The sequence below is a fragment of the Streptomyces ochraceiscleroticus genome (assembly GCF_000720485.1).
GTDB classification, from domain to species: domain Bacteria; phylum Actinomycetota; class Actinomycetes; order Streptomycetales; family Streptomycetaceae; genus Streptomyces; species Streptomyces ochraceiscleroticus.
In genome coordinates this window covers 284133-309086 of record NZ_JOAX01000005.1, presented here as the reverse complement: position 1 = coordinate 309086, position 24954 = coordinate 284133, and the positions used below count along the sequence as shown (strand labels likewise).

Below are 24954 nucleotides of genomic sequence, written 5' to 3'. Positions count from 1 at the left end.
GCGCTCCGTCAGCGCTTCCTCAGCGCTGCAGCACCGCCTCCAGAGCCTTGCGCAGCTCGGCGGCGGCCGCCTCCGCGGTGTCCGGTGCCGTGCCGCGCCGCCAGGCGACATAGCCGTCCGGGCGGACCAGCAGACAGCCCGCCTCCTCGGTTTCACTGCGGCACCGCCAGTCGCCGTACGCGTCCCGGGCGGCGTCCGAGCCGATGCGTACGGTGGCCAGCGGCACGCCGAGATCCGCGGCGCAGGCTTCGCCCGCCGCCTCCCACGCCACCCCTGACACGCCGGTGACCAGGATGAACCTGCCCTTCCCGACGAGGTCGAGGGTGGAGAGGCGGCGGCCGTACGCATCCGTCAGCCAAGCGTGCGGCAGCTTCGCACCGGGGCGGGTGCTCGGCTGGTGGTACAACTCCCGGTCGCGCGGCCACTCCTCGGCCGGGCTGCCGTCGTCCAGCACAGCGGCGGAGGCGTACCGCTGGTTCAGCTCCACACCGTGCGCGTTGAATTCGTAGTTCTTCAGCTCGATCGCCGCGTCCAGCTCGCGCCGCCGCCGCGCGCCCTCCGCGTCCGGTGCCCGGCAGGCGGCCAGCGCGCCCGCGATGCCCTCCTGGTCGAGGCCGCCGCCGATGCCCAGCGCCCGGAAGATCGGGCCGAACTGGTCGCGGCTGAGGTTGGCACGGTCGACGATCTGCTTGCCGACCGGGGCGCGTTCGGCGGTGTAGGTGTCGAGCAGGCCCTCGCCCGCCTCGCCGCGCACCACCATCGCCAGCTTCCAGGCGAGGTTGTGGGCGTCCTGGACGGAGGTGTTGGAGCCGAGGCCGTTGGACGGCGGGTGGCGGTGCACGGCGTCCCCGGCACAGAACACCCGGCCGGTGGAGTAGCGGGTGGCGTAGGTGTGGTTGACGGTCCACAGGGACGTGGAGGTGATCTCGACCTCGATCGAGTCGTCACCGACGAGGTCGTGGACGATTCGGCGGGCCTCCGCCTCATCGATCTCCGGGGGCGCCTGGTCGATGTCGTAACCCCAGGTCAGCAGCCACTCGTTCCAGGGGCGGACCATCCGGACCAGACCCATGCCGATGCCGCCGGTCTCGGCGCCGGGGCGCATGACCCAGTACAGGACGCTGGGGCGGTGGGCGACGTGCGCGCTCAGGTCGGCCCGGAAGACGATGTTCATGCTGCCCGCCTTGCCCTCCTGCCCGGCGATCGGCAGCCCGGCCTGCTCGGCGACGCGGCTGCGGGCGCCGTCCGCGCCGATCAGGTAGCGGGCGCGCATCGTGAAGTCGTCGCCGCGCAGCCGGTCGTGGAGATAGGCCGTGACGCCGTCCTCGTCCTGTTCCAGACGGACGAACTCGGTGTCGAAGCGGACCTTGGCGCCGCGCGCGGCGGCGTTGCTCACCAGGATCGGTTCGAGGTACGTCTGCGGCAGGTCGGTCATCGGGCAGGGGCTGGCCGCGGTGTACTCGGTGAGCCGGTCGTCCCCCGTGCCCCAGGTACGGATGCGGCCGATCTCCTCGCCGGTGAGCGCGGTGCACAGCACGGTGTCGCCCATCAGGTGCTGCGGGGTGCCGGCGGCCAGCGCCTGGTCCTCGATGCCGAGATCGCGCAGGACTTCCAGGGTGCGCTGGTTGGTGATGTGGGCGCGGGGCGTGTTGGCGGTCCAGCCGTACTTGCTGACCAGCGTGGTGCGTATGCCGTACGTGGCGAGCAGCAGCGCGGCGCTGCCGCCGGCGGGGCCGCTGCCGACCACGAGGACGTCGGTGTCGTAGGCATCGTCGTGGGTGGTGGGGTCGGTCATGTGCTTACTTGTCTCCGGAGGGGGCTTCGGTGGCGGGGGCGAGGCGGAAGGTGTAGTCGAGCGACCGCCACGGGCCGTCCGTGGGCCGACCGTCGGGGGCCGGACCGTGGTGCTCGGGGAAGTCGATGACCAGCGCGTCCTTGACGCCGAAGACGCAGTCGGCGTCGATGTAGGCGCCGCCCGCGACGAAGAGCTGGGTGACGAGCGTGCGCCGCCCGGGTGCGCTGATCATGAAGTGGACGTGCGGGGCGCGGTAGGGGTGGCGGCCGACCGCGGCGAGCATCTGCCCCACCGGTCCGTCGTCGGGGATCGGGTACTCCGACGGCAGGATGGAGCGGAAGCGGATGCGTCCCTCGTCGTCGGCGCGGAAGCGGGCGCGCAGTTGGGGCCCGTCGAGGTCGGGAAGCTGGACGTCGTAGTAGCCGTCCTCGTTGGACTGCCAGATGTCGGCCGCGGCCCCGGCCAGCGGCTTCCCCTCCAGGTCGGTGATCCGCACGGAGGCGTACATCGGGGTGCCCGGCAGCCCCTCGGCGAGGTCGGCGCCGTCGGGCAGCGGCGGCGGGCCCTCGACGTAGAACGGGCCGAGGACGGCGGACGGAGTGCTCTCGGCGGTACGGGAGTTGGTGAGCAGGTCGACCGCGCTGGAGATGCCGAGGGTGTCGGAGAGCAGGATGAATTCCTGCCGGGTCGCGGAGCACTGCTGCCCGGTGCGGGTCAGGAAGTCGATCGCGTACCGCCATTCGGCGTCGGTGAGGTCGTTGTCGGCGACGAAGCCGTGCAGACGGCGGGTGAGATCGGTCAGCAGTTGCCGTACGCGGGCGTCGGGCGCGCCCTCGAAACCGGCGGTGACCTGGGCGAGGAGGGTGTGCAGGGAGTCGGCGAGGGGCGCGGCGGGGGCCGGGCGGCGGCCCGAGAAGGCGGCCTGCAGGAGGGCGGCGATGCCGTCCGTGGTGACTTCGCGGGGGTTGGGGTAAGGCGTGGCGGTGGCGAGTTCCACCGCGTGCGGCAGATCGGTTTCCGCCAGACCGAGTTCGGCCAGGCTCGTCGGTGCGCCGAGGCGCCGGATCAGGTCGTGTACGGCGGTGGGCGCGTCGGCGGCGCCGAGGGCGCGGGCGATGCGGCGCATGGCGTCGGGCGCGGCGGGCGCGTTGTAGGCCATGGCGTACGGGAGCACGACGGTGTGCGTGGGGGCGTGCGGCAGGCCGAAGGAGCCGCCGAGGGTGTGGCACAGCTTGTGGTGCAGGCCCATGCCGACGCTGCCGAGGCAGGTGCCGGCCAGCCAGGCGGCCTCCAGCGCGTCGGCGCGGGCCTCCCGGTCGGCGGGGTCGGCGACGATCCGGGGCAGCGCACCGGCCAGCAACTCGATGGACTGGAGCGCCAGTTGGTCCGTCACCGGGTCGGTCTCCGGCGCGTACAGTGCCTCGACCGCGTGCGCCATCGCGTTGATGCCGCTCGTGACGGAGACCGGTACCGGCAGGCCGAGCGTCAGGTCGACGTCGTACAGGACGGTGCCGGGCCGGATCTCCGGCGCCGAGCGAGTGGTCTTGGTGCCGCTCTCGGTCTCCCCCAGTACGGGCGTGGCCTCGGACCCGGCGTAGGTGGTGGGGACGACGAGCTGCGGCAGTCCGGTCCGTACGGACACCGCCTTGGCCAGGCCGGTCGTCGAGCCGCCGCCGACGGCGACCAGGCAGTCGGCGGCCAGTTCGCGGGCGACGGCGACGGCCCGCTCGGTGACGTCGACGGGGGTGTGCATCGCCGCGCCGGCGAACTCCCCGGCCGCCGCGGCGCCCAGGATCTCCCGGGTCCGGCGGGCCAGGTCCGTGCGGCCCGGCGTGGTGAGGATCAGGGCGCGGGTGGCGCCCAGGCGGGCCACTTCCTCGGGCAGGCGGCTCAGCGTCCCGGCACCGAAGACCACCCGGGCGGGTTGGCTGGAGTAGGTGAATGCGCGCATGAGAGATGAGTATCGCGCCGACGTACGCGCACGCTCCTGCACGATCCCGCTGTCGCGCCTGCACGAAAGACGCATTCATACGGACAGCGGCGGGACGGCCTCACTCACCGCGCCGCAGCGCCCCCGGCGTCGTCCCGAGCTGCGCGCGCAGCACCCGCGTCAGATGCTCCTGGTGCGAGAAGCCGCAGCGCGCGGCGACCTCGCTGATCGGCACGGTGGTGGTCCGCAGCAGCCGCGCCGCCTGTTCCACGCGCAGCCGCATGAGGTACCTGTGCGGCGGCAGCCCGGTGCGCGCCTTAAAGCTGCGCGCGAACTGACTGACGCTCAAGTTGGCGGCCGCCGCGAGGTCGGCGAGCGGCAGCGGCTCCGCGAGCCGGGTGTCCAGCAGCTCGCGCACGGCGTCGAACTGGCGCTCCGTCAGGCCGCTGCGGGAGCGGGTGGCGGGCAGGGCCGGAGCCGGGCGGCGGGTGCTGTGGTGCCGGGCGAGCTGCCCGGCGATCATCGTGGCGAGCTGATCCGCATACGTCACGGCGCCCGGCTCCCAGTCGCGTACGACCCCTTCCAGCGCGCGGACGAGCTGTTCCAGCAGCGGATCGGTGACGCCGAACTCCTCGACGAGCCGCACCCGGCGCCCTCCGGCCTCCCCAGCCGCCGCCTGCAGCGCCTCGTCCGCCAGGTAGACGTGCACGGTGTCCAGCCGGCCACCCAGCTCGACATCCAGCTCCGTGTCGGCCGGGTGCAGGAAGAGCCCGCCGGGCAGGATGCGCCGGGCCGAGGCGAGCCCGCGCCGGCCGCGGCGCACGGTCACCGGGCCGTCCAGATGCAGGATCAGCAGATGGCTGCGCGCCCCGTCGAAGGCGTCCCGGTACGGCAGTTCCCGCTGGCTGGAGAGGTAGAGGTGCTCCCAGCCCAGACCCGCGCTGGTCCGCTCCGGCCGGACCCACGGCCGGTCCAGGATCCCGTGGGTGTCCTGCAGCCCGAGCTCGGCCATCGACTCCCGTCCTCCCGCCTGCGCGCCGGTTCGCATGCGGCGTACCGTTTCCGCCCGGTTCGCATGCGGCGTACCGTTTCCGCCCCCCCACTTCCCCCAGCAGGCGGCGTACCGTTTCCGCCCCCGCTTCCCCCATGGGGGTGCACGAGGTCCCCTTCTCAACACAGTACCGGGGGGTACTGACAACGCCGGTGCGCCAACGGCCCACTGACAACCAACGGCCCACTGACAACGCCGACACCCCGGCGCCCCAGCGACAAGGACACCGCCCCAACGGCCCGTGGACGCGCGTACTCTACAAGCCTGTAGAAGGCGGCGCCGGTGACCGGGACCGACCCCGGCCGCCGCGCCCCGGGCGGGAGGTACGCATGGCGGCACCGCGAGTGCCCGGGCGACGGGCGCGGTTACGGGTGCTTCCCAGGCCGCGCGGCGGTCCCGTTCCGGATGCCCTCGCCGTCGTCTTCCGCCCGGCCGGGCCCGTGGTGCCGGCCGGGCGCCGGGCGATCGTGGTGTGCGATGCGGCGGGGCGGGTCGTGGGGCGGCTGGAGTACCAGCTCTGCCACGCGTGCCGGCGCGGCTACCTCCGCAACATCGCCGTGGCCGAGCGCTGGCGGGGCCGGGGGCTGGCCCGCGAGGCGCTGCACCGGGCGCTCGCCCCGGCCCTGGACTACCGCTGGTACACCTCCCGGCAGACCGCCGACGGCCGCCGGTTCTTCGCGGCGATGGCCGAGGAGACCGCCCTCGCCTTCCCCGCCCCCTTTCTCAGGCGCGGCGCCCGCTGTCCGCACATGACGACCCGTCGAGCACGCGCCACACCCGGTCCCGCGTGAACGGGAGTTCCGTGAAGCGCACGCCGGTCGCGTCCCGCACCGCGTTGGCCAGGGCCGGCGCGACCGGGTTGAACGGGCCCTCGCTCATCGACTTCGCGCCCAGCGGCCCGATGGTGTCGGCCGCCGCCGCGAAGTGCACTTCCGTACGGGGTACGTCGGCGAAGGCGGGCACCCGGTAGCGGCGGAAGGTGTCGGTGGTGACGGCGCCGCGCGCGTCGATGCGTACCTGCTCCAGGAGCGTGGCGCCCAGGGCCTGCGCCACGCCGCCCTCGACCTGGCCTCGGCACTGCATCGGGTTCACCACCGTGCCGGCGTCGGCGGCGTGGACGCTGCGCAGGACGCGGATCTCGCCGGTGCCGGGGTCGACGGCGACCCGGAACCACTGGACGTTGAAGGCGACCGAGCGCGGGGTGCCGCCGGCCCGGCCGTCGGCGGCCGGTTCCTGCCCGGCGGCGCGGGCCGCCGCGTACAGCGCGGCGAGGGACACCCGGCGGTCCCCGGCCACCACCGCGTCGTCCGTGAGGCGGCAGTCGGCCGGCGCGGCGCCCAGGTGCCGGGCGGCGCGGGCGCGGAGCGCCGTGGCCAGCGCCCGGGCGGCGTGCAGCACGGCCCGGCCGCCGACGACCGTACCGGTGGAGCCGAAGGTGCCGGTGTCGTGCGGGACGAGGCCGGTGTCGGCCTGGCGTACGGTGACGCGCGCTGCGGTGGTGGCCAGCTCAGCGGCGGCGAGCTGGCGCAGGACGGTGGTGGTGCCGTTGCCGCACTCCGCGGTGCCGACGGAGAGCGTGTACGTGCCGTCGGCGGTCAGGGCTGCCCGCGCGGTGGCGCGGTGGCCGCCGGGCGGTGCGGTGGCCAGCATCGACAGGGCGAACCCCTCGCCGACCGGCCAGTCGTCCGGGGCCGGTGCGGTGGGTTCGGCCCGGGCCCGGCGCACGATGTCCAGGCACTGGTCCAGACCGTAGCCGGCGAGGTGCAGGTCCGCCTCCGCGCCGAGCGGGCCGACGAGGGGCTCGCCGGGGCCGACGACGTTCTTCTCGCGCAGCGCGAGCGGGTCGAGGCCGAGCCGGCGGGCCAGTTCGTCCAGGGCCGACTCGACGGCGAAGACGACCTGGCCGAGGCCGTAGCCGCGGTACGCGCCCGCGGGGACGGTGTGGGTGTAGACCGCGAAGCCGTCGGCCCGCTTGGCCGGGCAGCGGTAGAGCGCCAGTGACTCGCCGCAGGCGCGGCGGAGCACGCTCGGGCCGTGGTTGCCGTACGCGCCGGTGTCGGCGACGACGTGCACCTGGAGGGCGGTGAGCGTGCCGTCGCGGCGGGCGCCGGCCCGCACGCGCACGGTGAACGGGTGCCGGGTCGTCGTACCGTGGAACTGCTCGGCCCGGGTGAACTCCAGCTTCACCGGGCGGCGCAGCCGCAGCGCGGCGAGCGCGACGATGTCCTCGGCCAGCATCTCCTGCTTTCCGCCGAAGCCGCCGCCGACCCGGCCCGCGACGACCCGGACGGCGTCGGGCGCCATGCCGAACAGGGTGCACAGGGCGCGGCGGGTGAGGAACGGTGTCTGGGTACTGGAGCGGACGACCAGCCGCTGCCCGCCCACCGCGCCCGCGCCGTCCTCGGTGTTCTCCGTGTTCTCGGTGTTCTCGAACCAAGCGAGCGCGCCGTGCGTTTCCAGACTGGCGTGCTGGACGCGCTGGGTGCGGAAGGTCTCCTCGTACACCGCGTCGGCGGCGGCGAAACCCGCCGCGATGTCGCCGGTCCCGCCGTGCACCTCCCCCGCGATGTTCTGCGCGGGCCGGGAGATCCGCGCCTCGCGCGCGTCCTTGTCGTGCACGACGGGCGCGCCGGGCCGCATGGCCTCCTCCGGGTCGAGGACGGCGGGCAGTACCTCGTACGTCACCTCGATGCGGCGGCAGCCCTCCTCGGCCGCGGCCTCGGTGTCGGCGACGACGGCCGCGATCCGCTGGCCGACGTGGCGCACCGTGTCGTCCAGGAGGCGGGTGTCGGCCGGGTCCTCCTCGGGGTGTTCGTGGCGGGCGCTGGAGTAGTGGTGGGCGGGCGCGTCGTGGTGGGTGAGGACGGCGTGCACGCCCGGGACGCGCAGGGCTGCGGCGGTGTCGAGGGCGGTGATCCGGGCGTGCGCGTGCGGCGAGCGCAGCAGTTTCATGTGCAGCAGTCCCGGCACGTCGAGGTCGAAGGTGTAGCGGGCGGTGCCGGTGACGATCGCGGGCCCTGCCGGGTCCGGGAGGCTGTGGCCCACCGTCTGCCCGGCGCCCGGCTCCTCGGTGTGCCGTACACCGCGCAGCGCGTCCTCGACGGCGCGGTAGCCGGTGCAGCGGCAGAGGTTGCCCTTCAGGGCGCGCGGCAGGTCGGCGAGCTGTTCGTCGTCCAGCGCCGCCGCGGTCATCAGGAAGCCGGCCGTACAGAAGCCGCACTGGAAGCCCTGCGCGTCCAGGAATTGCCGCTGTACGGGGTGGAGTCCGCCGTCCGGCGCGGCGAGTCCCTCGACGGTGGTGACGGTGCGTCCGGCGGCGCGGAAGGCGGGGTAGAGGCAGCTGTGCACGGGCTCGCCGTCGACGTGGACGGTGCAGGCGCCGCAGTCTCCCGCGTCGCAGCCCTTCTTCACGCCGAACCAGCCGCGTTCGCGCAGGTAGGTGCGGAGGCACTGGCCGGGGTGCGGCGCGATGTCGTACGGTCGGCCGTTGACGCGGATGCCGAAGGTCACGAGTGGCCGGTCCTCTCGTCCAGTTCCCGCCGGGCCTCCTCGGCCAGCCGGAACGTCATGTGCCGCCGCCAGGCGGGCAGTCCGTGCGGGTCGTCGCACCAGTCGCCGTCGCGCACCGCGCCGCCGAGCGTGTCCCGCAGCGCCGCCGCGTCCGGGAGCGCCGGGAACCACAGTCGTACCGGCCGTACGGTCGAGGCGGTGACCGTCAGGGTGAAGGAGGCGTCGGCCGGGTCGAGGGTGGCGACGACCAGCGCTCCGGAGCGGCCCAGTCCGGACAGGGAGGCTCGCCGGAACGCGGTACGGCGGTGCAGCGCGCGGGCGGGGAGCGTCACCGAGCGCAGCAGTTCGCCCTCGCCGAGCTTCTGCTCTCCGGCTCCGGTGATGAACTCGGTGACCGGGAGCCGGCGGAGGACCCCGGCCTGCGACCGGAGGAGGCAGCGGCCGTCGAGTGCGGCGGTGAGGGCGGTCATCGGTGCGGCGGGCAGTGCGGTGCAGAGGTTGCCGCCGATGGTGGCCAGGTGCCAGATCTTGAACGAGGCGAGGAAGGCGCGGCAGCACTGCTCGACGAGCGGGGCCGCCGGCGCGTCCAGCGACCGGCCGTACCGGGAGAGCTCGGCGATGGTGCAGGTCGCCGCGATCTCCAGCGCGCCGTCCGGCAGCCGGCCGACCGGCCGCCAGCCCATCCGGCCGAGGTCCACCAGCCGTCGCACGTGCGGCTGGGGTTCGGAGAACAGGAACGTGCCGCCGGCCAGCCAGGCGTCGCCCGGCTGCCAGGGGACGCGCTCGCGGGCGTCCCGCACCTCGGTCACCGTGTTCAGGTCCATGTCACCACCGGACTGGAGCGTCAGCGCGCCGTTTCCAGGATAGCGAGGGGGCGTGCGGTGGGCCGTGCCCGCCGGGCCGGTGTCACCCCCGGCGTCACTCCTGCAGCGGCCCGGTGATCCTTTTCTCGAACCAGTGGTGTGCGTACGGCTCGTCGTTGAAAGCGGCGACCTCCTGGAAGCCGAAGGAGCGGTACAGTCCGAGCGCCGCGTCGAGCGCCTTGTTGGTGTCCAGGCGCAGTACGTCTCGCCCGTGCCGGGCGGCCCGCTCCTCCAGTTCGGCGAGGAACCGGCGGCCGAGGCCGAGGCGCCGGGCGTGCGGCGCGACCCACATGCGTTTGATCTCGGCCGGGGCGCCGGGCGGCAGCTTCAGGCCTGCGCAGCCGACCGGTTCGCCGTGCAGCCGGGCGACCAGGAACAGGCCGTGCGGCGGGCGGAGTTCGCCCGGGTCGGGCAGCAGGCTCAGTGCGGCGTCGAAGCCGGTCTCGAAGCGCTTCTGCAGCTCGGCGGAGTAGGACCGCAGGCAGTGCCGGGCGTCGGGGTGGTCCGGGTCGACGGCGTCCAGCGTGACCGTCGCGGCGGTCAGCAGCCGGTCGACCTCGGCCATGGCGGCGACCAGCCGGTCACGCTGCGCGGCGTTGAGCGGCGCCAGCAGGGAGCCGGCCAGCTCGTTGCTGCGGCCGTCGAGGACGGCGCGCTCCGCGCGGCCCGCCGCGGTCAGCCGGGCGGTGCGCACGCGCCTGTCCCGGGGCTGCGGCTCCACGCTCACCAGGCCCTCGGCCTCCAGGGAGCGCAGCAGCCGGCTGACGTATCCGGAGTCGAGCCCGAGGCGCTCGCGCAGCCGGCGGACGTCCTGGCCCCGCTCGCCGATCTCCCAGAGCAGCCGGGCCTCGCCGATGGGCCGGTCGCGGCCCAGGTAGTGGTCGTGAAGCACGCCCACGCGTTCGGTGACGGTGCGGTTGAACCGGCGCACCTGGTCGATCTGTGCCGCGTCCGCAGCCCTGCCGTGAACCATTCTCTGACTTTAGTCAGAGAATGGGGGCGCAGGCCAGAGCCGGGCGCTAGTGCGTCCAGAGCCGGGCCGCCGCTCAGATGTGGTGCCGCCCCCACCGCGGCCCTATCTGGGCCCATTCGCGCTCCCAGCCCGCGAGGCGTACGTGGTCCAGGTAGCGGCGGCCGGTCCAGCGGACGAGCAGGACCAGCAGGCCGAGGGCCATGCCGGTACCGAGGCCGGCGGCGACGCCGTCGTCGGCCGCCTGCGCGGTGGTCATGGGCGGCTGTGCGGGCCGCCCTTCGGGGTCGGCCCAGACCGTGACCGCGGCGCCTTTGCGCGTACCGGGGTCGACCTGCACCGTCGTGGTGTGCCGCCGGCCGTCGGGCCCGGTCCAGCGGGCCTGGGCGGGCACCTGGCCGGCCCCGGCGGTGAAACCGGTGGCGGACGGGTCGGAGGGCACGGACTCCGTCAGGCGGCCGGTCAACGCCTGGCGCTCCGCGAGCTGTTCGGCGCGTTCCACGCGCTGCGAGCCGTAGGTGGCGAGGCCGACGGAGAAGCCGACGACCGGTACTCCCAGGAGCAGTGCCAGGGCCGTCACCAGTCCGAGCCAGGCGTCCACCACGTCCCAGCGGCGGCGCAGCGGACCCCGCCGCCACCGCCAACGTCCGCCGATGTGCTGCATGCCTGCCGCCTCCCTCGGCTCGCTCGGCTCCCGCCGCTCCCCCGTCCCCCTGATCCCTGTTGTCCGGCTACCCCCTTTTGCGCGGAAGGTTCCTCTTTGCAGGCTAGTCCGTCCTCGGTCGGACCGCGCCCTCGCGCCATGGGCCGGGTTTGCCGGGCCGGGACCCCGGTACCCGTTCAGCCAGGAAATCGAACGCAGGAGCGCACGAACTCAGGCCGGAGAAGGAGAGGACAGTGGCGGTGACCACGCGTCCGATGGCAGGTCCCCCAGACGACTCCCCGCACGGACCCCTGTATGTCTATGGCATCGTCCGCAGAGGTTTCCGGCCGCGCCCGGGACTCACCGGCGTCGGCGGCGCCGCCGTCCTCACGGTGGTGGAGGGGTCGCTGGCCGCGCTGGCCTCCGCCCCGGGCAGCGCCTCCGAGCCGCCCGGCGCCTGCGGCCCGCCCGGGGAGCCGGCCGTCGACGCCGCGTCCCTGCAGGCCACCGCCGACGCCCACCGCAGAGTCGTCGACGAGGCCGCCGCCACTGTCTGTGTGCTCCCGACACGTCTCGGCACGGTCCACCGCGACGTACAGGAGGTGCGCCGCGCGCTCGCCGCCCGCGCCGACCTGTACCGACGGCTGCTCGCGCGGCTGGACGGGCGGCTGGAGTGGGGCGTGAAGGCATACGCCCGGGACGAGGAGGCCGGCGCCGCGCCCGCCGGCACCGGACCCGTGGCGGACTGCGCCGGCGAGCCCACGGACGGGCTGGCCCGCGCGGCCCACCACGCGCTGGCGGACGTCGCCGAGTGCTCCTGCGTGCACTCCCCGCAGGACGCCTGCCCGGCCGGTGCCGCCGCTTCCTGCGCCACCTCCGCCTACTGGACCTCCCCCATCGCCCGGGCCCCGTATCCGCACGGCCGGAACCTCCTCGACAGCGCCTACCTCGTACCGCGGGAGGCGGCCGGCGCCTTCGCCGAGACGGTCGGCGGACTGGCCGCCCGCACCCCCGCGCTGCGCATCGAGCTCACCGGCCCCTGGGCCCCGTACTCCTTCACCGAGCCGGGCCGGCTGCCCGGCTTCCCGGGCATCCCCGGCTGAGTACCCCTGCCTCAGAGCAGGGACGGGCGTCAACGACCGCCTCCACACCGCTCTTTTGCTGTCAGCCGCCGTTCGCATCCCGCTGCCGCTGGCACAGCGGTGCGAAAGCCACGGACATCCTCGATCACTTCGCACGGTGACCATCGGACCGTTGATAGATATCCGGTTGTGAGATGTGCCCCCCGACCGGCCGTTCCGACGCATGGCTTCCGAGCTGTGGGGATGCAGGTGTGCAGGGACGACGGGGTGTCGTGGGGCGTTCCAACAGGGATGCTCCTGGTTCCCGGACGGGGTGGGTATGCGGTGCAGTTCGCGCGGGTCGAGGAACTCCTGGCGAAACGCCTGGGGTGCGACGAAGGGCAGGCCCATGCCTACGCCCGCGGTCTCCTCGGCCCCTCCGGCGACGTGCCGCGCCCGGACCGGCCGGGCAGCAGTGATGCCCCCAGCAGAGAGGGAACGGTACGCCTCGGTGGCGTACCGCCCCGGGACACCGCCGAGTTGGCCGCGGCGCGCGGCCCGGCCGAGCTGGCGCGCAGGCTCTACGGCCACGCCCGCCCCCTGGGCGCCACGGCGGTGCTGCTGGCGGTGCTGGACATGGACGGTGTGCTCCGGATGAGCGGGGTCGCCGGCGCTTCGGCCGCGACGGTCACCGACTGGTCGCAGGTCCCGCTGCGCTGCGTGCTGCCGCTCGCCCGGATGGCCGTGGAGGACCAGCTCCTGTGGCTCGACGACGAGTCCGGGGAGCACACGCTCACCTGGGTGTCCGCCCGGAGCGACGCACCGGAGGCGCCGTCCCCGGTCCGGCCCAGGTGCGAGCCGGCGGCGGAGCACGCCGTGGTGTGCGTGGTCAGCGTCATCTGGCCCGGGCCCGTGCCAGTGCCGGCGCCCGGCCGGGCACGGCTGGAGGCGCTGACCGCAGCCGCCGGGCAGCGGCTGGGCGGGCTCGCGGCGCTCGGGCTGCCGGACGACGACGTACGCGCCGCCTGGCTGGGCGCCGTCATCGACGCCATTCCCGCGCCGGCCGCGTTGCTCTTCCCGGTACGCGGCCCTCTCGGCCGGGTCATGGAGTTCACCATCGACCGCTGCAACGCGCACGCCACCGCGCTGCTGGGGCGGACGCCCGAACAGGTCACCGGCAGCCGGCTGCTCGACGCCTTCCCCGGAATGGGCCTCTCCGGCATCTTCGACGCCTATGTGCGGGTGCTGGAGACCGGTGTCCCGCTGCACCGCGAGCCCTTCGCGTACGAGGAGCCGTTCCGCGGGGCGCTGCGGCCCGCCGTGCTGAGCGTGCGCGCGCAACGGGTGGGCGGCGGCCTGCTGGTGAGCTGGTGCTTCCACGACGAGCAGGCCCGTATGCGGGCGCAGATCGACGACGCGGAGCGGCTGGTCCACCTGGGCTGGGCGGAGTGGAACCTCGTCACCGGCGATGTCACATGGTCCCGCAGGATGTACGACGTCCTGGGGCTGAACCCGGCGCACGGCCCGCTGCCCCTGGACACGCTGCCGGAGTACGTCGCCGAGGACGATCTCCCGGCCGTCGTCGCGGCCGTGCGGTCGCTGTCCGAGGACGGCGGTCCGGTGCGGTTCGAGGTACGCACGCGGGGGTCCGATCCGCCGCGGCACGTGAGCGTCAACGCCGAGCTGGTGCGGGACAGCCGCGGCCGGCTCGTCGCGATCCAGGGCGTCGTCCAGGACGTCTCCGCCGTGCGCCGGATGGAGGCCGAGCTGGCGGCATCCCGGCGCGAGGCGGAGGACCGGCAACTGCGGATGGCCGAGGAGCTGCAGTTGGCGCTGTTGCCCACGGTGCATCCCACACTGCCCGGGCTGCGGGTGGCCGTCCGGTACCAGCCCGCCGAGAACTGCGCGCGGGTGGGCGGGGACTGGTTCGAGACGGTCCCGCTCCCGGACGGCCGGGTGCTGATCGCCATCGGGGACGTGAGCGGGCACGGCCTGCACGCGGCGGCGCAGATGGCACAGTTGCGCAACGCGCTGCTCGGCATCGCGCACACCGGCGCCGACGCGGCCGAGATCCTGGGCTGCCTGAACCTCCTGGCCTTCCACGGTCACGAGGACTCCATGACCGCCACCGCGGTCGTCGGCCACTTCGATCCGGACGGCCGCACGCTCACCTGGGCCCGCGCCGGACACCCGCAGCCCGTCCTGGTCCGGGGCGGCGAGGCGGCGGAGCTGGACAACGAGGACGGGACCACGCTGGGCGCCACCCTGGAGCCCGGTTACGGCCTGACGACCACCGTCCTGCACACCGGCGACCGGGTGGTCCTCTACACCGATGGGCTCGTCGAGCGGCGCGCCGACCGTGCGGGGGACCGCGAGGACCTGCTGCTGGCCGCCGCCCGGCAGGGCTCGGACGGCACCCCCGAGCAGCACCTCGAAACCTTGTTGTCCGTCCTGCATACCGATCCGGAGGACGACACCTGCGTGATCGTCCTCCATGTGGGAGTTGAGTGATGTGTCCGCCAACGGGACCGGCGTGCCGGTACTCGACGGGGCGGCGGTGCGGCGGGCCTTCGCGCGCCGCGCGCCCGCCGCACACGGCCTGACCCGGGCGGCACCGCACGTGGCCGCCGTCTGCCGGGAGATGGCCGCGCGGTTCGCGCGCGGCGGGAAGCTGATCGTGTTCGGCAACGGTGAATCGGGCGCTGATGCGAGCCATGTCGCGGTCGAGTTCATGCATCCGGTCGTGGTGGGCAAGCGGGCGCTGCCGGCGCTGGCGCTCGGCAACGACTCGGCGACGCTCAGCGGCGTCGGGTCCGACGAGGGGTTCGCCGAGGTCTTCGCCCACCCGTTGCGGGCGTTCGCGGACGCCGGGGACATCGCGCTGGCGCTCACGCCGGACGGCCGCTGCGCGAACGTGCGCCGGGGGCTGGCGGCGGCCCGGGAGCGGGGCCTGCTCACCGTCGTTCTCAGCGGCGGCGACCCGGCGGACGCGCCCCCGGCGGACCACACGCTGGTCGTCGGCAGCGCCGATCCGCTGATCGTCAAGGAGGTACAGGTGACCGTCTACCACGTGCTGTGGGAGATGACGCATGTCTTCCTCGAAGCGCCGGGGGACGACGGCACGTGCGACACGTGCGCGGACCGGGCCCGGCCGATGCGGGTACGGCAACTGCTGCCGAACGGGCTGGCGCTGGCCGTCCCCGAGGCGGACGACGACGGTCCGCCGCAGGAGATCAGCGTGGCCCTCGTCGACGCGGCGGCGGGCTGCACCGTACTGGTACACGGCGGCGAGGCCATCGCCATGGTGACGACCGGAGCATCCGATGAGTGAAGTGCCGGGTGAGGTACGGGACTTGTACCCCTTCCTCTACGAGCGGCGGGCCGCGGAGCAGGACGCGGGCGCGCTGACCGAGGAGGTGGTCCGGTCGGCGCGGGAGAAGGCGGCCGGGATCGCCGCGCTCCGGCGGGAGATCGCCACGGCGGACGCCGACCGGATCGCCGCATGCGCCGCGGCGATGGCGAAGCGGTTCGCGGCCGGGGGGCGGCTGTTCACCTTCGGCAACGGCGGTTCCAGTACGGACGCGCAGGGCCTGGCCACCACCTTCCTGCATCCCCCCGGGGGCCCGGCGGCGGGCGCCGTGGTACTGCCCGCACTGTCCTTGACCAGCGACGCCGCCGTGGTCACGGCGCTCTCCAACGACGTGGGGTTCGATGTGGTGTTCGCGCGCCAGCTCGCGGCGTTCGGGCGGCCGGGCGACATCGCCGTCGGACTGTCGACCAGCGGCGGTTCCGCCAATGTGGTCCAGGCGTTGGAGGAGGCGGCCCGGCGCGGCCTGCTCACCGTGGCGCTGGCGGGCCATCACGGCGGTCGACTGGCCCAACTCGCCTGCCTGGAGCACTTGTTCGTCATTCCCTCCGACTCGGTCCACCGGATCCAGGAGGCGCAGACGACCGTGTACCACGTGCTGTGGGAGCTGATCCAGCAGGCGCTGCGGGCCGGGCGCGGGGGTGGCCGGTGACCGCCGACCCGCGTGCCGAGGAGCCCCTGGTCCATCTGCTGTGGCTCAGCGCCGGGCTGGGCTGCGACGGCGAGTCGGTCGCGCTGACGGCCGCGACGCAGCCGAGCATCGAGGAGATCGTCATGGGCGCGCTGCCGGGCCTGCCGCGGCTGGCGATGCACTGGCCGATGCTCGACTTCGAGTGCGGTCCGGAGCGCGGGGCCGATGACTTCCTCGAGTGGTTCCACCGGGCGGCGCGGGGCGAGCTGGACCCGTTCCTCCTGGTGGTCGAGGGGTCGGTACCGAACGAGGCGATCAAGGAGGAGGGGTACTGGAGCGGGTTCGGCAACGACCCCGCGACCGGTCAGCCGATCACCACGACCGAGTGGCTGGACCGGCTCACGCCCCGCGCCACGGCCGTGGTCGCGGCGGGCACCTGCGCCGCGTACGGCGGCATCCACGCGATGGCGGGCAATCCGACCGGCGCCATGGGCCTGCCCGACTACCTGGGCCGGGACTGGACGTCGAAGGACGGCGTGCCGATCGTGTGCGTGCCCGGCTGCCCGACCCAGCCCGACAACCTCTCCGAGACCTTCGTCTACCTGCTCTATCAGATCACCGGCCAGGCGCCGATGATCCCGCTCGACGAGAACCTCCGCCCGCGCTGGCTCTTCGGCCAGACCGTGCACGAGAGCTGCCACCGGGCCGGCTACTACGAACAGGCCGATTTCGCCGCCGGATTCGACTCCGACCGGTGCCTGGTCAAGATCGGCTGCTGGGGCCCGGTGGTGAAGTGCAATGTGCCCAGGCGCGGCTGGATCAACGGCATCGGCGGCTGCCCGAACGTCGGCGGCATCTGCATCGCCTGCACGATGCCGGGCTTCCCCGACAAGTTCATGCCCTTCATGGACGAGCCGGCCGGGGTGCAGGTGAACCGCCCGGCCGGCGGCCTGTACGCGAGCCTGGTGCGCACGCTGCGCGGGATCACCCTGCACAACGTCGAGAAGGAGCCGGCGTGGCGCCGCAAGGGCGATCAACTGACCACCGGATACGAACCGTCCTGGACCGCGTCACGAGGAACGTCACGAGGAACGTCACGAGGAAAGGGGCCGCGGCATGACCGATGAACTGGTCGAGATGGCGTGGGACCCCATCACCCGCATCGTGGGCAGCCTGGGCATCCACACGAAGATCGACTTCGGCCGGGGCCGGGTCTCCGAGTGCTACAGCACATCCTCGATCTTCCGCGGCTACAGCATCTTCCTGCAGGGCAAGGACCCCCGGGACGCGCACTTCATCACCAGCCGGATCTGCGGCATCTGCGGCGACAACCACGCCACGTGCTCGGTGTACGCGCAGAACATGGCGTACGGGGCCCGGCCTCCGGCGCTCGGCGAGTGGATCCTGAACCTCGGCGAGGCCGCTGAGTACATGTTCGACCACAACCTCTTCCAGGAGAACCTGGTCGGGGTGGACTACTGCGAGCGCATGGTCCGCGCGACCAACCCGGGTGTGTGGGAGCTGGCCGAGCGGACCGAGGCACCCCACGCGGACCTGCACGGCTACCGCACCATCGGCGGGATCATGCGGTCGCTGAACCCGATGGAGGGCGAGTTCTACCGCGAAGCGCTGCAGGTCAGCCGCTCGACACGGGAGATGTTCTGTCTGATGGAGGGGCGGCATGTGCACCCCTCCACGCTCTACCCCGGCGGCGTCGGCACGGTCGCCACGGTCCAGCTCTTCACCGACTACCTGACCCGGCTCATGCGGTACGTGGAGTTCATGAAGAAGGTCGTGCCCCTGCACGACGACCTCTTCGACTTCATCTACCAGGCACTGCCCGGGTACGAGGAGGTCGGCCGGCGGCGGGTGCTGCTCGGCTGCTGGGGCGGGCTGCAGGACCCCGCGCACTGCGACTTCGGCTACCGCACGATGGCCGACTGGGGGCGCAAGGCGTTCATCACGCCGGGCGTGGTCGTCGACGGCCAGCTGGTCACCAACGACCTGGTCGACATCAACCTCCGCATCCGCATCCTGCTGGGCAGCTCCTTCTACGACGACTGGGAGGACCGCGAGCCCTTCGTCACCAAGGACCCGGCGGGGAACCCCGTCGACCGGCGGCACCCGTGGAACCAGCACACCCTCCCGCGCCCCCAGAAGCGCGACTTCGACGACAAGTACAGCTGGGTGATGTCCCCGCGCTGGTTCGACGGGAGCGACCACCTGGCGCTGGACACCGGGGGCGGTCCGCTGGCCCGGCTGTGGTCCACGGCGCTGTCCGGGCTGGTGGACACCGCGCACCTCAAGGCCACCGGGCACAGCGTGCTGATCCATCTGCCGCGTACGGCCACCAAACCGGAGACGACCTTCGAGTGGCGCATCCCCCGCCACAACGGCGAGCCGCTCAGCAACGCCATCGAACGCAATCGCGCCCGTACGTACTTCCAGGCGTACGCGGCCGCCGCGGCACTGCACTTCGCCGACCGGGCGCTCGCCGAGGTCCGGGCGGGGCACACCGACACCTGGTCGCCGTTCACCGTGCCCGACGAGGCCGTGAGCTGCGGATTCAGCGAGGCGGTGCGCGGCGGGCTCTCGCACCACATGGTGATCAGAGGCGGCAAGATCGCCAACTACCACCCGTACCCACCGACGCCGTGGAACAGCAGCGTCCGCGACATCCACGGCACGCCCGGCCCCTTCGAGGACGCCGTACAGAACACCCCGATCTTCGAGGAGAACCCCCCGGAGAAGTTCAAGGGCATCGACATCATGCGCGCGGTGCGCAGCTTCGACCCGTGCATGCCCTGCGGAGTGCACATGTTCCTCGGCAACGGCCGCGTGCTGAAGAAGTCCCTCTCCCCCACCGCCTACGACCACGGAAGCTGACGAGGAAGCGGCGTCATGGACGAGCTACGACAGGCCGAAGCCCGCGTGGAAGAGCTCATCGCCCAGCTCTCCACCGCGCCGCGGGTGGGCGAACAGGCCGAGGAACTGGTGCGGTTGCTGATGCGGCTGTACGGCGAAGGGCTGGCCCGCGTCGTCGCCCTGCTGCCCGCCGAAGCGGTGCGGACGCTGGCCGCCGACGACCTCGTGGGCAGCCTGCTGATCCTGCACGACCTGCATCCGCGCGGCACGGCGGAGCGGGTGGCCGACGCACTGGTACAGCTTAGGCCCTTCCTCGGGACACACACCGACAGCATCGAACTGGCCGGCATCGACGCTTCCGGGCGGGCCACGGTGCGGCTGCGCGGCGGGTGCGGGAGCTGCGCGTCCGGGACCGTCGAGCAGGCCGTCGAGCGCGCCGTCCGGGCCGCCGCGCCCGAGGTCACCGGCGTACGGCTGGAGCAACTGCCGCCGCAGCGGCCACTGTTGCAGATCGGCTCGCGGCCGCCGGCCGACGCACCTGCCGCGCCGGCCCCCGGAGCGCGCCCGTGACGGCCGGTGCCGGCCTGCGCCGGTTCCGCGAGCCCGCGCCCGCCGCGCACGGGCAGCGCGCCGGGCCCCGCTGCGAGTTGTGCGCCGCCGGCCTGGAAAGCGGCCACGGGCACGTCGTGGACCTCGACGGCCGCGGCCTGCTGTGCGTCTGCCGGGCCTGCCGTACGGTGCTGACCCGCCCCGGCGCGGCCGGCGGCCGCTACCGCGGCGTGCCCGACCGCCACCGGTACCTCCGCGGCTTCGCCCTCGGCCCGGCACAGTGGGAGGCGCTGCAACTGCCGGTCGGCATGGCTTTCGCCTTCCGCAACTCCCAGCTGGACCGCTATGTGGTCTTCTATCCGAGCCCCGGCGGCGCGACCGAGTCCCTGCTGCCGGACGGGGCCTGGCGGCAGATCATGGCCGCCCATCCGGACGTCGCCGATCTGGCCGACGACGTGGAAGCGCTGCTGCTGCGCCGCCGTCCGGACGGGGCCGAATGCCACCTCGTCCCCATCGACACCTGTTACGACCTGGTCGGACGGGTGCGGCTGCACTGGCGGGGCTTTGACGGCGGCGCCGACGTCCATCGCGAGCTGGACGCCTTCTTCGCCGGGTTGCGCGCCCGTGCGGGCGGACCGGCGCCCCGGGGGAGCACCGATGGCTGACCTCACCTTCGACTGCCTCGGGCTCCGACCGGAGCCGTACGCCGCCGCACCGTCCCTGGTCCTGCGGCTGCGGATCACGGAGCGCGCGGGCGGGGCGGTCCGCGCGGTGGCACTCCGCTGCCAGTTGCGCATCCAGCCGGCCCTGCGGTCGTACAGCGACCGGGAGGCGCGCCGCCTGACCGGGCTGTTCGGCGACCGGCACCGCTGGGCCACGACGCAGCAGCCGCTGCAACTGGCCACGGTGACCGCGATGGTGCCGGCGTTCACCGGGACCACGGAGATCGACGTACCGGTACCCCTCTCGTACGACCTGGAGGTGACGTGCGGGCAGTACTTCCACGCGCTGGAGGACGGCGAGGTACCGCTGTTGCTGCTGTTCAGCGGCACGGTCTTCACGGCCGGCGGGATCGGGATGGTGCCGTGGGAGCGGGAGTGCGCGGCGGCGCTGCCGGCCGCGGTGTGGCGTGAGCTGATGGATCTGTACTTTCCGGGCTGCGGGTGGCTGCGGCTGCGCCGGGAGACCCTGGACGCGCTGCTGGCCTTCAAGCACGACCGGCAGCTCACGACGTGGGAGGAGACGGTCGGGGCGCTGCTCGGCCGGGCCGGGGAGGGACCGTGCTGAGCGGCGGGGCTGCCGGGCCGGAGCCCGCCGGCTTCGCGCGGGCCCGCGCGGTGGCCGACGCCGTGCTCTTCGAGGGGTACGTCCTCTACCCGTACCGGGCGTCAGCGCCCAAGAACCGGCTGCGCTGGCAGTTCGGCGTGCTGGCTCCGCAGGGCTCCGACCCGTCGGAGACGTCGTACTCGCAGAGCGATTCTCTGGTCGAGGTGCGGCCGGGCGCCGCGGTGTCCCTCACCGTACGGCTGCGGTTCCTCCAGGTGCGGCGGCGGTACGCCCGCGCGCCCGGCGATCTGCCGTGGGACGAGGGGGTGGTGCAGGAGGTGCAGGTCAGCGCGGACCTGGTTCCCGGTGCGCGGGTCACGCATCCCTTCGATGTGCCCGGCGGGGAGGGCGACGGGCGGCGCCGGTGGCCGCTCTTCGGAGAGCTGCGGATCACGGCGGAGTCCGAGCCCGGGCCGTACGGCCTGCTCCGCGTGCGGGTGCGGACCGAGAACCGCACGGCGGGCGGCTCCCCGGACCGTACGGAGATGCTGTGCGGCGCGCTCATCGGCACGCACACGCTGCTCGCCGTCACCGGGGGCCGGTTCCTGTCGCCGGTCGATCCGCCCGAGTGGGCCGCCGGAGCCGTCGCCCGGTGCGAGAACGCGTACACCTGGCCGTCCCTCATCGACGACAGCACGCTGCTCTGCGCCCCGGTCATCCTGGGCGACCGGCCGCGGATCGCGCCGGAGAGCCCCGCCGACTTCCACGACGGCACGGAGATCGACGAGTTGCTGACACTGCGCACGATGACGCTCACCGAGGACGAGAAGCGCGAGGCCCGGGCCACCGATCCGCGCGCGGCGGCGATCGTGGACCACGCCGAGCGCGTCACGCCGGACGTACTGGAACGGCTGCATGGCACGGTGCGGCCCGGCCCACCGGCCGAGGCCGATGACCGCGTACCGGTTCCCGGCGGATACGCCGAGCGCGGCTCGCGCGTACGGCTGCGCCCCGGTGACCGCCGGGCCGACGCGCAGGACATGTTCCTGGCGGGGCGCACCGCGCGGGTGGCGGTCGTCCTCCGGGACGTGGACGGCAGTACGCATCTGGCCGTGACACTCGACGACGACCCCGGGGCCGATCTGCGGGCAGAGGTCGGCCGGTACCACTACTTCGCGCCGGACGAGGTGGAACTGCTGTGCAGGTAATGGTCGCGGGCGTGGGCAATGTCTTCCTCGGCGACGACGGATTCGGTGTCGCGGTGGCCGGGCGCCTGGCCGGGGTTGAACTGCCCGGCTCCGCGCGGGCCTGCGATTACGGCATCCGCGGGGTGCACCTCGCGCACGAGCTGATGAACGGTTACGACGGGCTGGTCCTGATCGACGCGGTACGGCGCGGCGGGCCGCCGGGGACGGTGTACGTCCTGGAGCCCGTGGAGCCGGAGGACGACTCGGCGGCGCCCGCGCTGGACGCGCACGACATGGCGCCCGGGACCGTGCTGGCGCTGCTCCGGCGGTTCGGTGTGCGGCTCCCGTGGGTGACCGTGGTCGGCTGCGAACCGGCCGTGGTGCGCGAGGGGATGGGGCTGAGCCCGCCGGTGCTGGACGCGGTCGACGAGGCCGCGCGGCTGGTGCGCGAGCTGCTGGCGGAACGCCTGGGCGGCAACACCGCCGCCACGGGAACGGAGAAGGAACGGAGGACGGGCGCCATGCACGAGTTCGGACTGTGCGAAGGAATCCTGGACGCCGTGGAGCGCCGGGCGCAGGGGCGCCGGGTCACCGGCGTGACCGTACGGATCGGTGAGCAGCACGCAGTGGTCGGACCCGCGTTGGCGCAGTCCTTCGCGCTGGTCGCGGCGGGCACGGTCGCCGACGGCGCGACTGTGGAGCTGGTCAGCGTGCCCGGGGACGAGTTCACCCTGCTCTCCATCCGGGTGGCGGGCGACGCGGGGGCCGGAGGTGGTGACCGTGTGCCTGGGGATTCCCGGTGAGGTCGTGGAGCTGGTCGCGGACCAGCCCGATCTGGCGCGGGTGAGCGTCGGCGGGGTGCGGCGGGCGGTCAACATCGCGCTGCTGGAGGGGGAAGAGGTGGCGCCCGGCGACTGGATCCTGATCCACGTCGGCTTCGCGCTGTCCCGGATCGACGAGGCGGAGGCACGGGCCGCCATGGAATTCCTCGAAGGCATCGGTCAGGCGTACGAGGACGAGATGGACGCACTACGGGAATCGGGTATCGGCTGATGCGTTACGTCGACGAGTACCGCGACGCGGACAAGGCCCGGGCGCTCGCCGCCCGGATCGCCGGGCTCTGCGCGCCGGGCCGCTCGTACGCCTTCATGGAGGTGTGCGGCGGTCATACGCACACCATCTACAAGCACGGCATCGAGGACCATCTGCCGGAGAACGTCACGCTGGTGCACGGCCCCGGCTGTCCGGTCTGCGTGATTCCGATGGGGCGGGTGGACGACGCGCTGCACCTCGCCCGGCAGCCGGACACGATCATGACCTCGTTCGGCGACATGATGCGGGTGCCCGGTGGCCGCCAGTCGTTCCTGGACGCCAAGGCCGAGGGCGCGGACATCCGCATGGTGTACTCGCCGCTCGACGCGCTGCGGATCGCCCGGCAGAACCGGGACAAGCGGGTGGTCTTCATGGCCATCGGCTTCGAGACGACAGCGCCGTCGACCGCGGTGACGGTGCAGCGCGCGGCGGCCGAGAAGCTGGACAACTTCTCGGTGTTCTGCAACCACGTCACGATCATCCCCGCGGTGAAGGCCATCCTGGACTCCCCCGACCTGCGGCTGGACGGCTTCCTCGGCCCGGGCCATGTCTCCACGGTCATCGGCTGCCGCCCGTACCGCTTCATCGCGGCGGAGTACGGCAAGCCGCTGGTCGTCGCCGGGTTCGAGCCGCTGGACATCCTCCAGTCGATCCATCTGCTGCTCCGTCAGCTCGCGGAGGGGCGGTGCACGGTGGAGAACCAGTACGCCCGGGTCGTCCCCTGGGACGGCAACCCCAAGGCGCTGCGGGCCCTGGCCGACGTCATGGAGCTACGCCCGTCCTTCGAGTGGCGCGGCCTCGGCACCATCCCGTACTCGGCGCTGCGCATCCGGGAGGCGTACGCGGCGCATGACGCGGAGCGGGTCTTCGGCGTGCCCGGGGTGCGGGTCGCGGACCCCACGTCCTGCCAGTGCGGCGAGGTGCTCAAGGGCGTGCTCAAGCCGTGGCAGTGCAAGGTCTTCGGCACGGCCTGCACGCCGGAGACGCCGATCGGCACCTGCATGGTCTCCTCGGAAGGGGCGTGCGCCGCGTACTACAACTTCGGCCGGTTCACCCGGACCGCGGTACGGGAGGCGACCCGGACATGACCACCGAGCGGGAGGAACAGGTACTCCGGCGGATCGACCGGGCGCGCCGCCGCAAGGCCCGGGTCAGGGACGAGCGCATCACGCTCGCGCACGGCGCCGGCGGCAAGGCGACCCATACGCTCATCGAGGCGGTGTTCCTGGAGGCGTTCGACAATCCGCTGCTGGCGCCGCTGGAGGATCAGGCGGTGTGCCCGGCGGGCGGTGCGCGGCTGGCCTTCACCACGGACTCCTATGTGGTCTCGCCGCTCTTCTTCCCCGGCGGTGACATCGGCGACCTCGCGGTGAACGGGACCGTCAACGACCTGGCGATGTGCGGGGCCCGGCCGCTGTACCTCTCGGCCGGCTTCATCCTGGAGGAGGGCTTCCCGGTCGCCGACCTGACCCGCGTCGCCGGGTCCATGGCGCGGGCGGCCGGCGCGGCGGGCGTGCGGATCGTCACCGGCGACACCAAGGTCGTGGAGCGCGGCAAGGCCGACGGGGTGTATGTGAACACCGCGGGGGTGGGCGTGGTGGAGCACGGCTTCACCCTCGGTGCCGGAAGGGCGGAGCCCGGTGACGCGGTCCTGGTGTCCGGGCCGGTCGGCGACCACGGTACGACGGTCATGCTGGCCCGCGGTGAGCTGGGCATCGAGAGCGATCTCGCCTCGGACACCGCCCCGCTCGCCGAGCCGGTGGCGGCGCTGCTGGCGGCGTGCGGGGAGGGCGTGCGGTGCCTGCGCGACGCCACGCGGGGCGGCGTGGCGACCGTACTGAACGAGATCGCGCGGGCCTCGGATGTCGCGGTGGTGCTCGACGAGTCCGCCGTGCCGGTCCGGGACGAAGTACGGGGCGCGGCGGAGCTGTTGGGCATTGATCCGCTCTACATCGCCTGTGAGGGGCGGATGGTCGTGGTGGTGGACGGGGCGCGTGCCGAGTCGGCGCTGGCGGCACTGCGGTCCCAGCCGTCGGGCGAGCGCGCGGCGGTCGTCGGCCGGGTGGTGGCCGAGCCGGCGTCGCTGGTCCTGGTGAAGACGGAGTTCGGCGGCACTCGCATCCTGGACGTACTGATCGGGGACCCGCTGCCGCGGATCTGCTGAGCGCTGCCGG

22 protein-coding genes are annotated in these 24954 nt (G+C 73.5%); 15 read left to right on the top strand and 7 right to left on the bottom strand.

Translation table 11 applies throughout. The features are described from left to right. Positions 1-19 precede the first annotated feature (19 nt). From IG84_RS0109190 to IG84_RS0109180, 3 genes are all read right to left on the bottom strand, one after another. Complete coding sequence (locus IG84_RS0109190) at positions 20-1795, bottom strand: FAD-dependent oxidoreductase (protein WP_031053681.1); 1776 nt, start codon at positions 1793-1795, stop codon at positions 20-22. Positions 1796-1799: 4 nt separating this feature from the next. Continuing rightward, positions 1800-3746: a maleylacetate reductase and hydroxyquinol 1,2-dioxygenase domain-containing protein gene (locus IG84_RS0109185; protein ID WP_031053678.1), complete on the bottom strand. Its 1947-nt coding sequence runs from the start codon at positions 3744-3746 to the stop codon at positions 1800-1802. A gap of 100 nt (positions 3747-3846) precedes the next feature. After that, positions 3847-4773: a helix-turn-helix transcriptional regulator gene (locus tag IG84_RS0109180; RefSeq protein WP_245659280.1), complete on the bottom strand. Its 927-nt coding sequence runs from the start codon at positions 4771-4773 to the stop codon at positions 3847-3849. A 332-nt stretch (positions 4774-5105) separates the two neighbouring features. On the opposite strand from IG84_RS0109180, the gene IG84_RS0109175 reads away from it, so the two are divergent. Beyond that, complete coding sequence (locus tag IG84_RS0109175; RefSeq protein ID WP_157848847.1) at positions 5106-5567, top strand: GNAT family N-acetyltransferase; 462 nt, start codon at positions 5106-5108, stop codon at positions 5565-5567. On the opposite strand, the gene IG84_RS0109170 is transcribed toward IG84_RS0109175, so the two are convergent. The 4 genes from IG84_RS0109170 to IG84_RS0109155 all read right to left on the bottom strand — a co-directional run bounded on the left by IG84_RS0109170 (position 5500) and on the right by IG84_RS0109155 (position 10783). Then, positions 5500-8286, bottom strand: coding sequence for a molybdopterin-dependent oxidoreductase (locus IG84_RS0109170; RefSeq protein ID WP_037799641.1), 2787 nt, complete (start codon positions 8284-8286; stop codon positions 5500-5502). The genes IG84_RS0109175 and IG84_RS0109170 overlap by 68 nt on opposite strands. Next, complete coding sequence (locus tag IG84_RS0109165; RefSeq protein WP_031053667.1) at positions 8283-9110, bottom strand: FAD binding domain-containing protein; 828 nt, start codon at positions 9108-9110, stop codon at positions 8283-8285. The genes IG84_RS0109170 and IG84_RS0109165 overlap by 4 nt, the downstream gene beginning before the upstream one ends. Positions 9111-9204: 94 nt before the next feature. Further along, complete coding sequence (locus tag IG84_RS0109160) at positions 9205-10122, bottom strand: bifunctional helix-turn-helix transcriptional regulator/GNAT family N-acetyltransferase (RefSeq protein ID WP_031053664.1); 918 nt, start codon at positions 10120-10122, stop codon at positions 9205-9207. Between the two features lie 73 nt (positions 10123-10195). Next, positions 10196-10783, bottom strand: a complete 588-nt coding sequence (locus IG84_RS0109155; protein ID WP_031053661.1) for an Rv1733c family protein — start codon at positions 10781-10783, stop codon at positions 10196-10198. 254 nt (positions 10784-11037) lie between these two features. Between IG84_RS0109155 and IG84_RS0109150 the strand changes: the two genes are divergently transcribed. From IG84_RS0109150 to hypE, 14 genes are all read left to right on the top strand, one after another. Beyond that, complete coding sequence (locus IG84_RS0109150) at positions 11038-11865, top strand: GvpL/GvpF family gas vesicle protein (protein WP_063761775.1); 828 nt, start codon at positions 11038-11040, stop codon at positions 11863-11865. A gap of 303 nt (positions 11866-12168) precedes the next feature. Further along, the gene (locus IG84_RS0109145) at positions 12169-14334 is read left to right on the top strand and encodes a PP2C family protein-serine/threonine phosphatase (RefSeq protein ID WP_051861539.1); all 2166 of its coding nucleotides are present in this window, start codon (positions 12169-12171) and stop codon (positions 14332-14334) included. 1 nt (position 14335) lies between these two features. After that, positions 14336-15154, top strand: a complete 819-nt coding sequence (locus IG84_RS0109140) for a D-sedoheptulose-7-phosphate isomerase (protein ID WP_063761767.1) — start codon at positions 14336-14338, stop codon at positions 15152-15154. Beyond that, positions 15147-15842 carry a D-sedoheptulose-7-phosphate isomerase gene (locus IG84_RS0109135; protein ID WP_031053652.1) on the top strand — a complete coding sequence of 232 codons (696 nt, stop codon included), beginning with the start codon at positions 15147-15149 and terminating at the stop codon, positions 15840-15842. Before IG84_RS0109140 ends, IG84_RS0109135 begins: the two co-directional genes overlap by 8 nt. Beyond that, positions 15839-16948 carry an NADH-quinone oxidoreductase subunit B family protein gene (locus tag IG84_RS0109130; protein ID WP_051861538.1) on the top strand — a complete coding sequence of 370 codons (1110 nt, stop codon included), beginning with the start codon at positions 15839-15841 and terminating at the stop codon, positions 16946-16948. The genes IG84_RS0109135 and IG84_RS0109130 overlap by 4 nt, the downstream gene beginning before the upstream one ends. Then, positions 16938-18707, top strand: coding sequence for a nickel-dependent hydrogenase large subunit (locus IG84_RS0109125; protein ID WP_031053647.1), 1770 nt, complete (start codon positions 16938-16940; stop codon positions 18705-18707). The genes IG84_RS0109130 and IG84_RS0109125 overlap by 11 nt, the downstream gene beginning before the upstream one ends. A gap of 15 nt (positions 18708-18722) precedes the next feature. Next, positions 18723-19256, top strand: a complete 534-nt coding sequence (locus IG84_RS0109120) for a NifU family protein (RefSeq protein WP_051861537.1) — start codon at positions 18723-18725, stop codon at positions 19254-19256. Further along, positions 19253-19900, top strand: a complete 648-nt coding sequence (locus IG84_RS0109115; protein ID WP_037799639.1) for a DUF5947 family protein — start codon at positions 19253-19255, stop codon at positions 19898-19900. Before IG84_RS0109120 ends, IG84_RS0109115 begins: the two co-directional genes overlap by 4 nt. Continuing rightward, on the top strand, positions 19893-20522 hold the full coding sequence (locus IG84_RS40515) for a DUF6084 family protein (protein ID WP_031053639.1): 630 nt from the start codon (positions 19893-19895) through the stop codon (positions 20520-20522). Before IG84_RS0109115 ends, IG84_RS40515 begins: the two co-directional genes overlap by 8 nt. After that, on the top strand, positions 20516-21709 hold the full coding sequence (locus IG84_RS0109105) for a hypothetical protein (RefSeq protein WP_107053839.1): 1194 nt from the start codon (positions 20516-20518) through the stop codon (positions 21707-21709). Before IG84_RS40515 ends, IG84_RS0109105 begins: the two co-directional genes overlap by 7 nt. Continuing rightward, on the top strand, positions 21709-22491 hold the full coding sequence (locus tag IG84_RS39250) for a hydrogenase maturation protease (RefSeq protein WP_063761766.1): 783 nt from the start codon (positions 21709-21711) through the stop codon (positions 22489-22491). The genes IG84_RS0109105 and IG84_RS39250 overlap by 1 nt, the downstream gene beginning before the upstream one ends. Further along, positions 22469-22741 carry a HypC/HybG/HupF family hydrogenase formation chaperone gene (locus IG84_RS0109095; protein ID WP_031053632.1) on the top strand — a complete coding sequence of 91 codons (273 nt, stop codon included), beginning with the start codon at positions 22469-22471 and terminating at the stop codon, positions 22739-22741. The genes IG84_RS39250 and IG84_RS0109095 overlap by 23 nt, the downstream gene beginning before the upstream one ends. Continuing rightward, positions 22741-23868 carry a hydrogenase formation protein HypD gene (gene hypD / locus IG84_RS0109090; protein ID WP_031053629.1) on the top strand — a complete coding sequence of 376 codons (1128 nt, stop codon included), beginning with the start codon at positions 22741-22743 and terminating at the stop codon, positions 23866-23868. The genes IG84_RS0109095 and hypD overlap by 1 nt, the downstream gene beginning before the upstream one ends. Next, a complete protein-coding gene (gene hypE / locus IG84_RS0109085; protein ID WP_031053627.1) occupies positions 23865-24944 on the top strand; it encodes a hydrogenase expression/formation protein HypE in 1080 nt (359 codons plus the stop codon). Before hypD ends, hypE begins: the two co-directional genes overlap by 4 nt. Positions 24945-24954 lie beyond the last annotated feature (10 nt).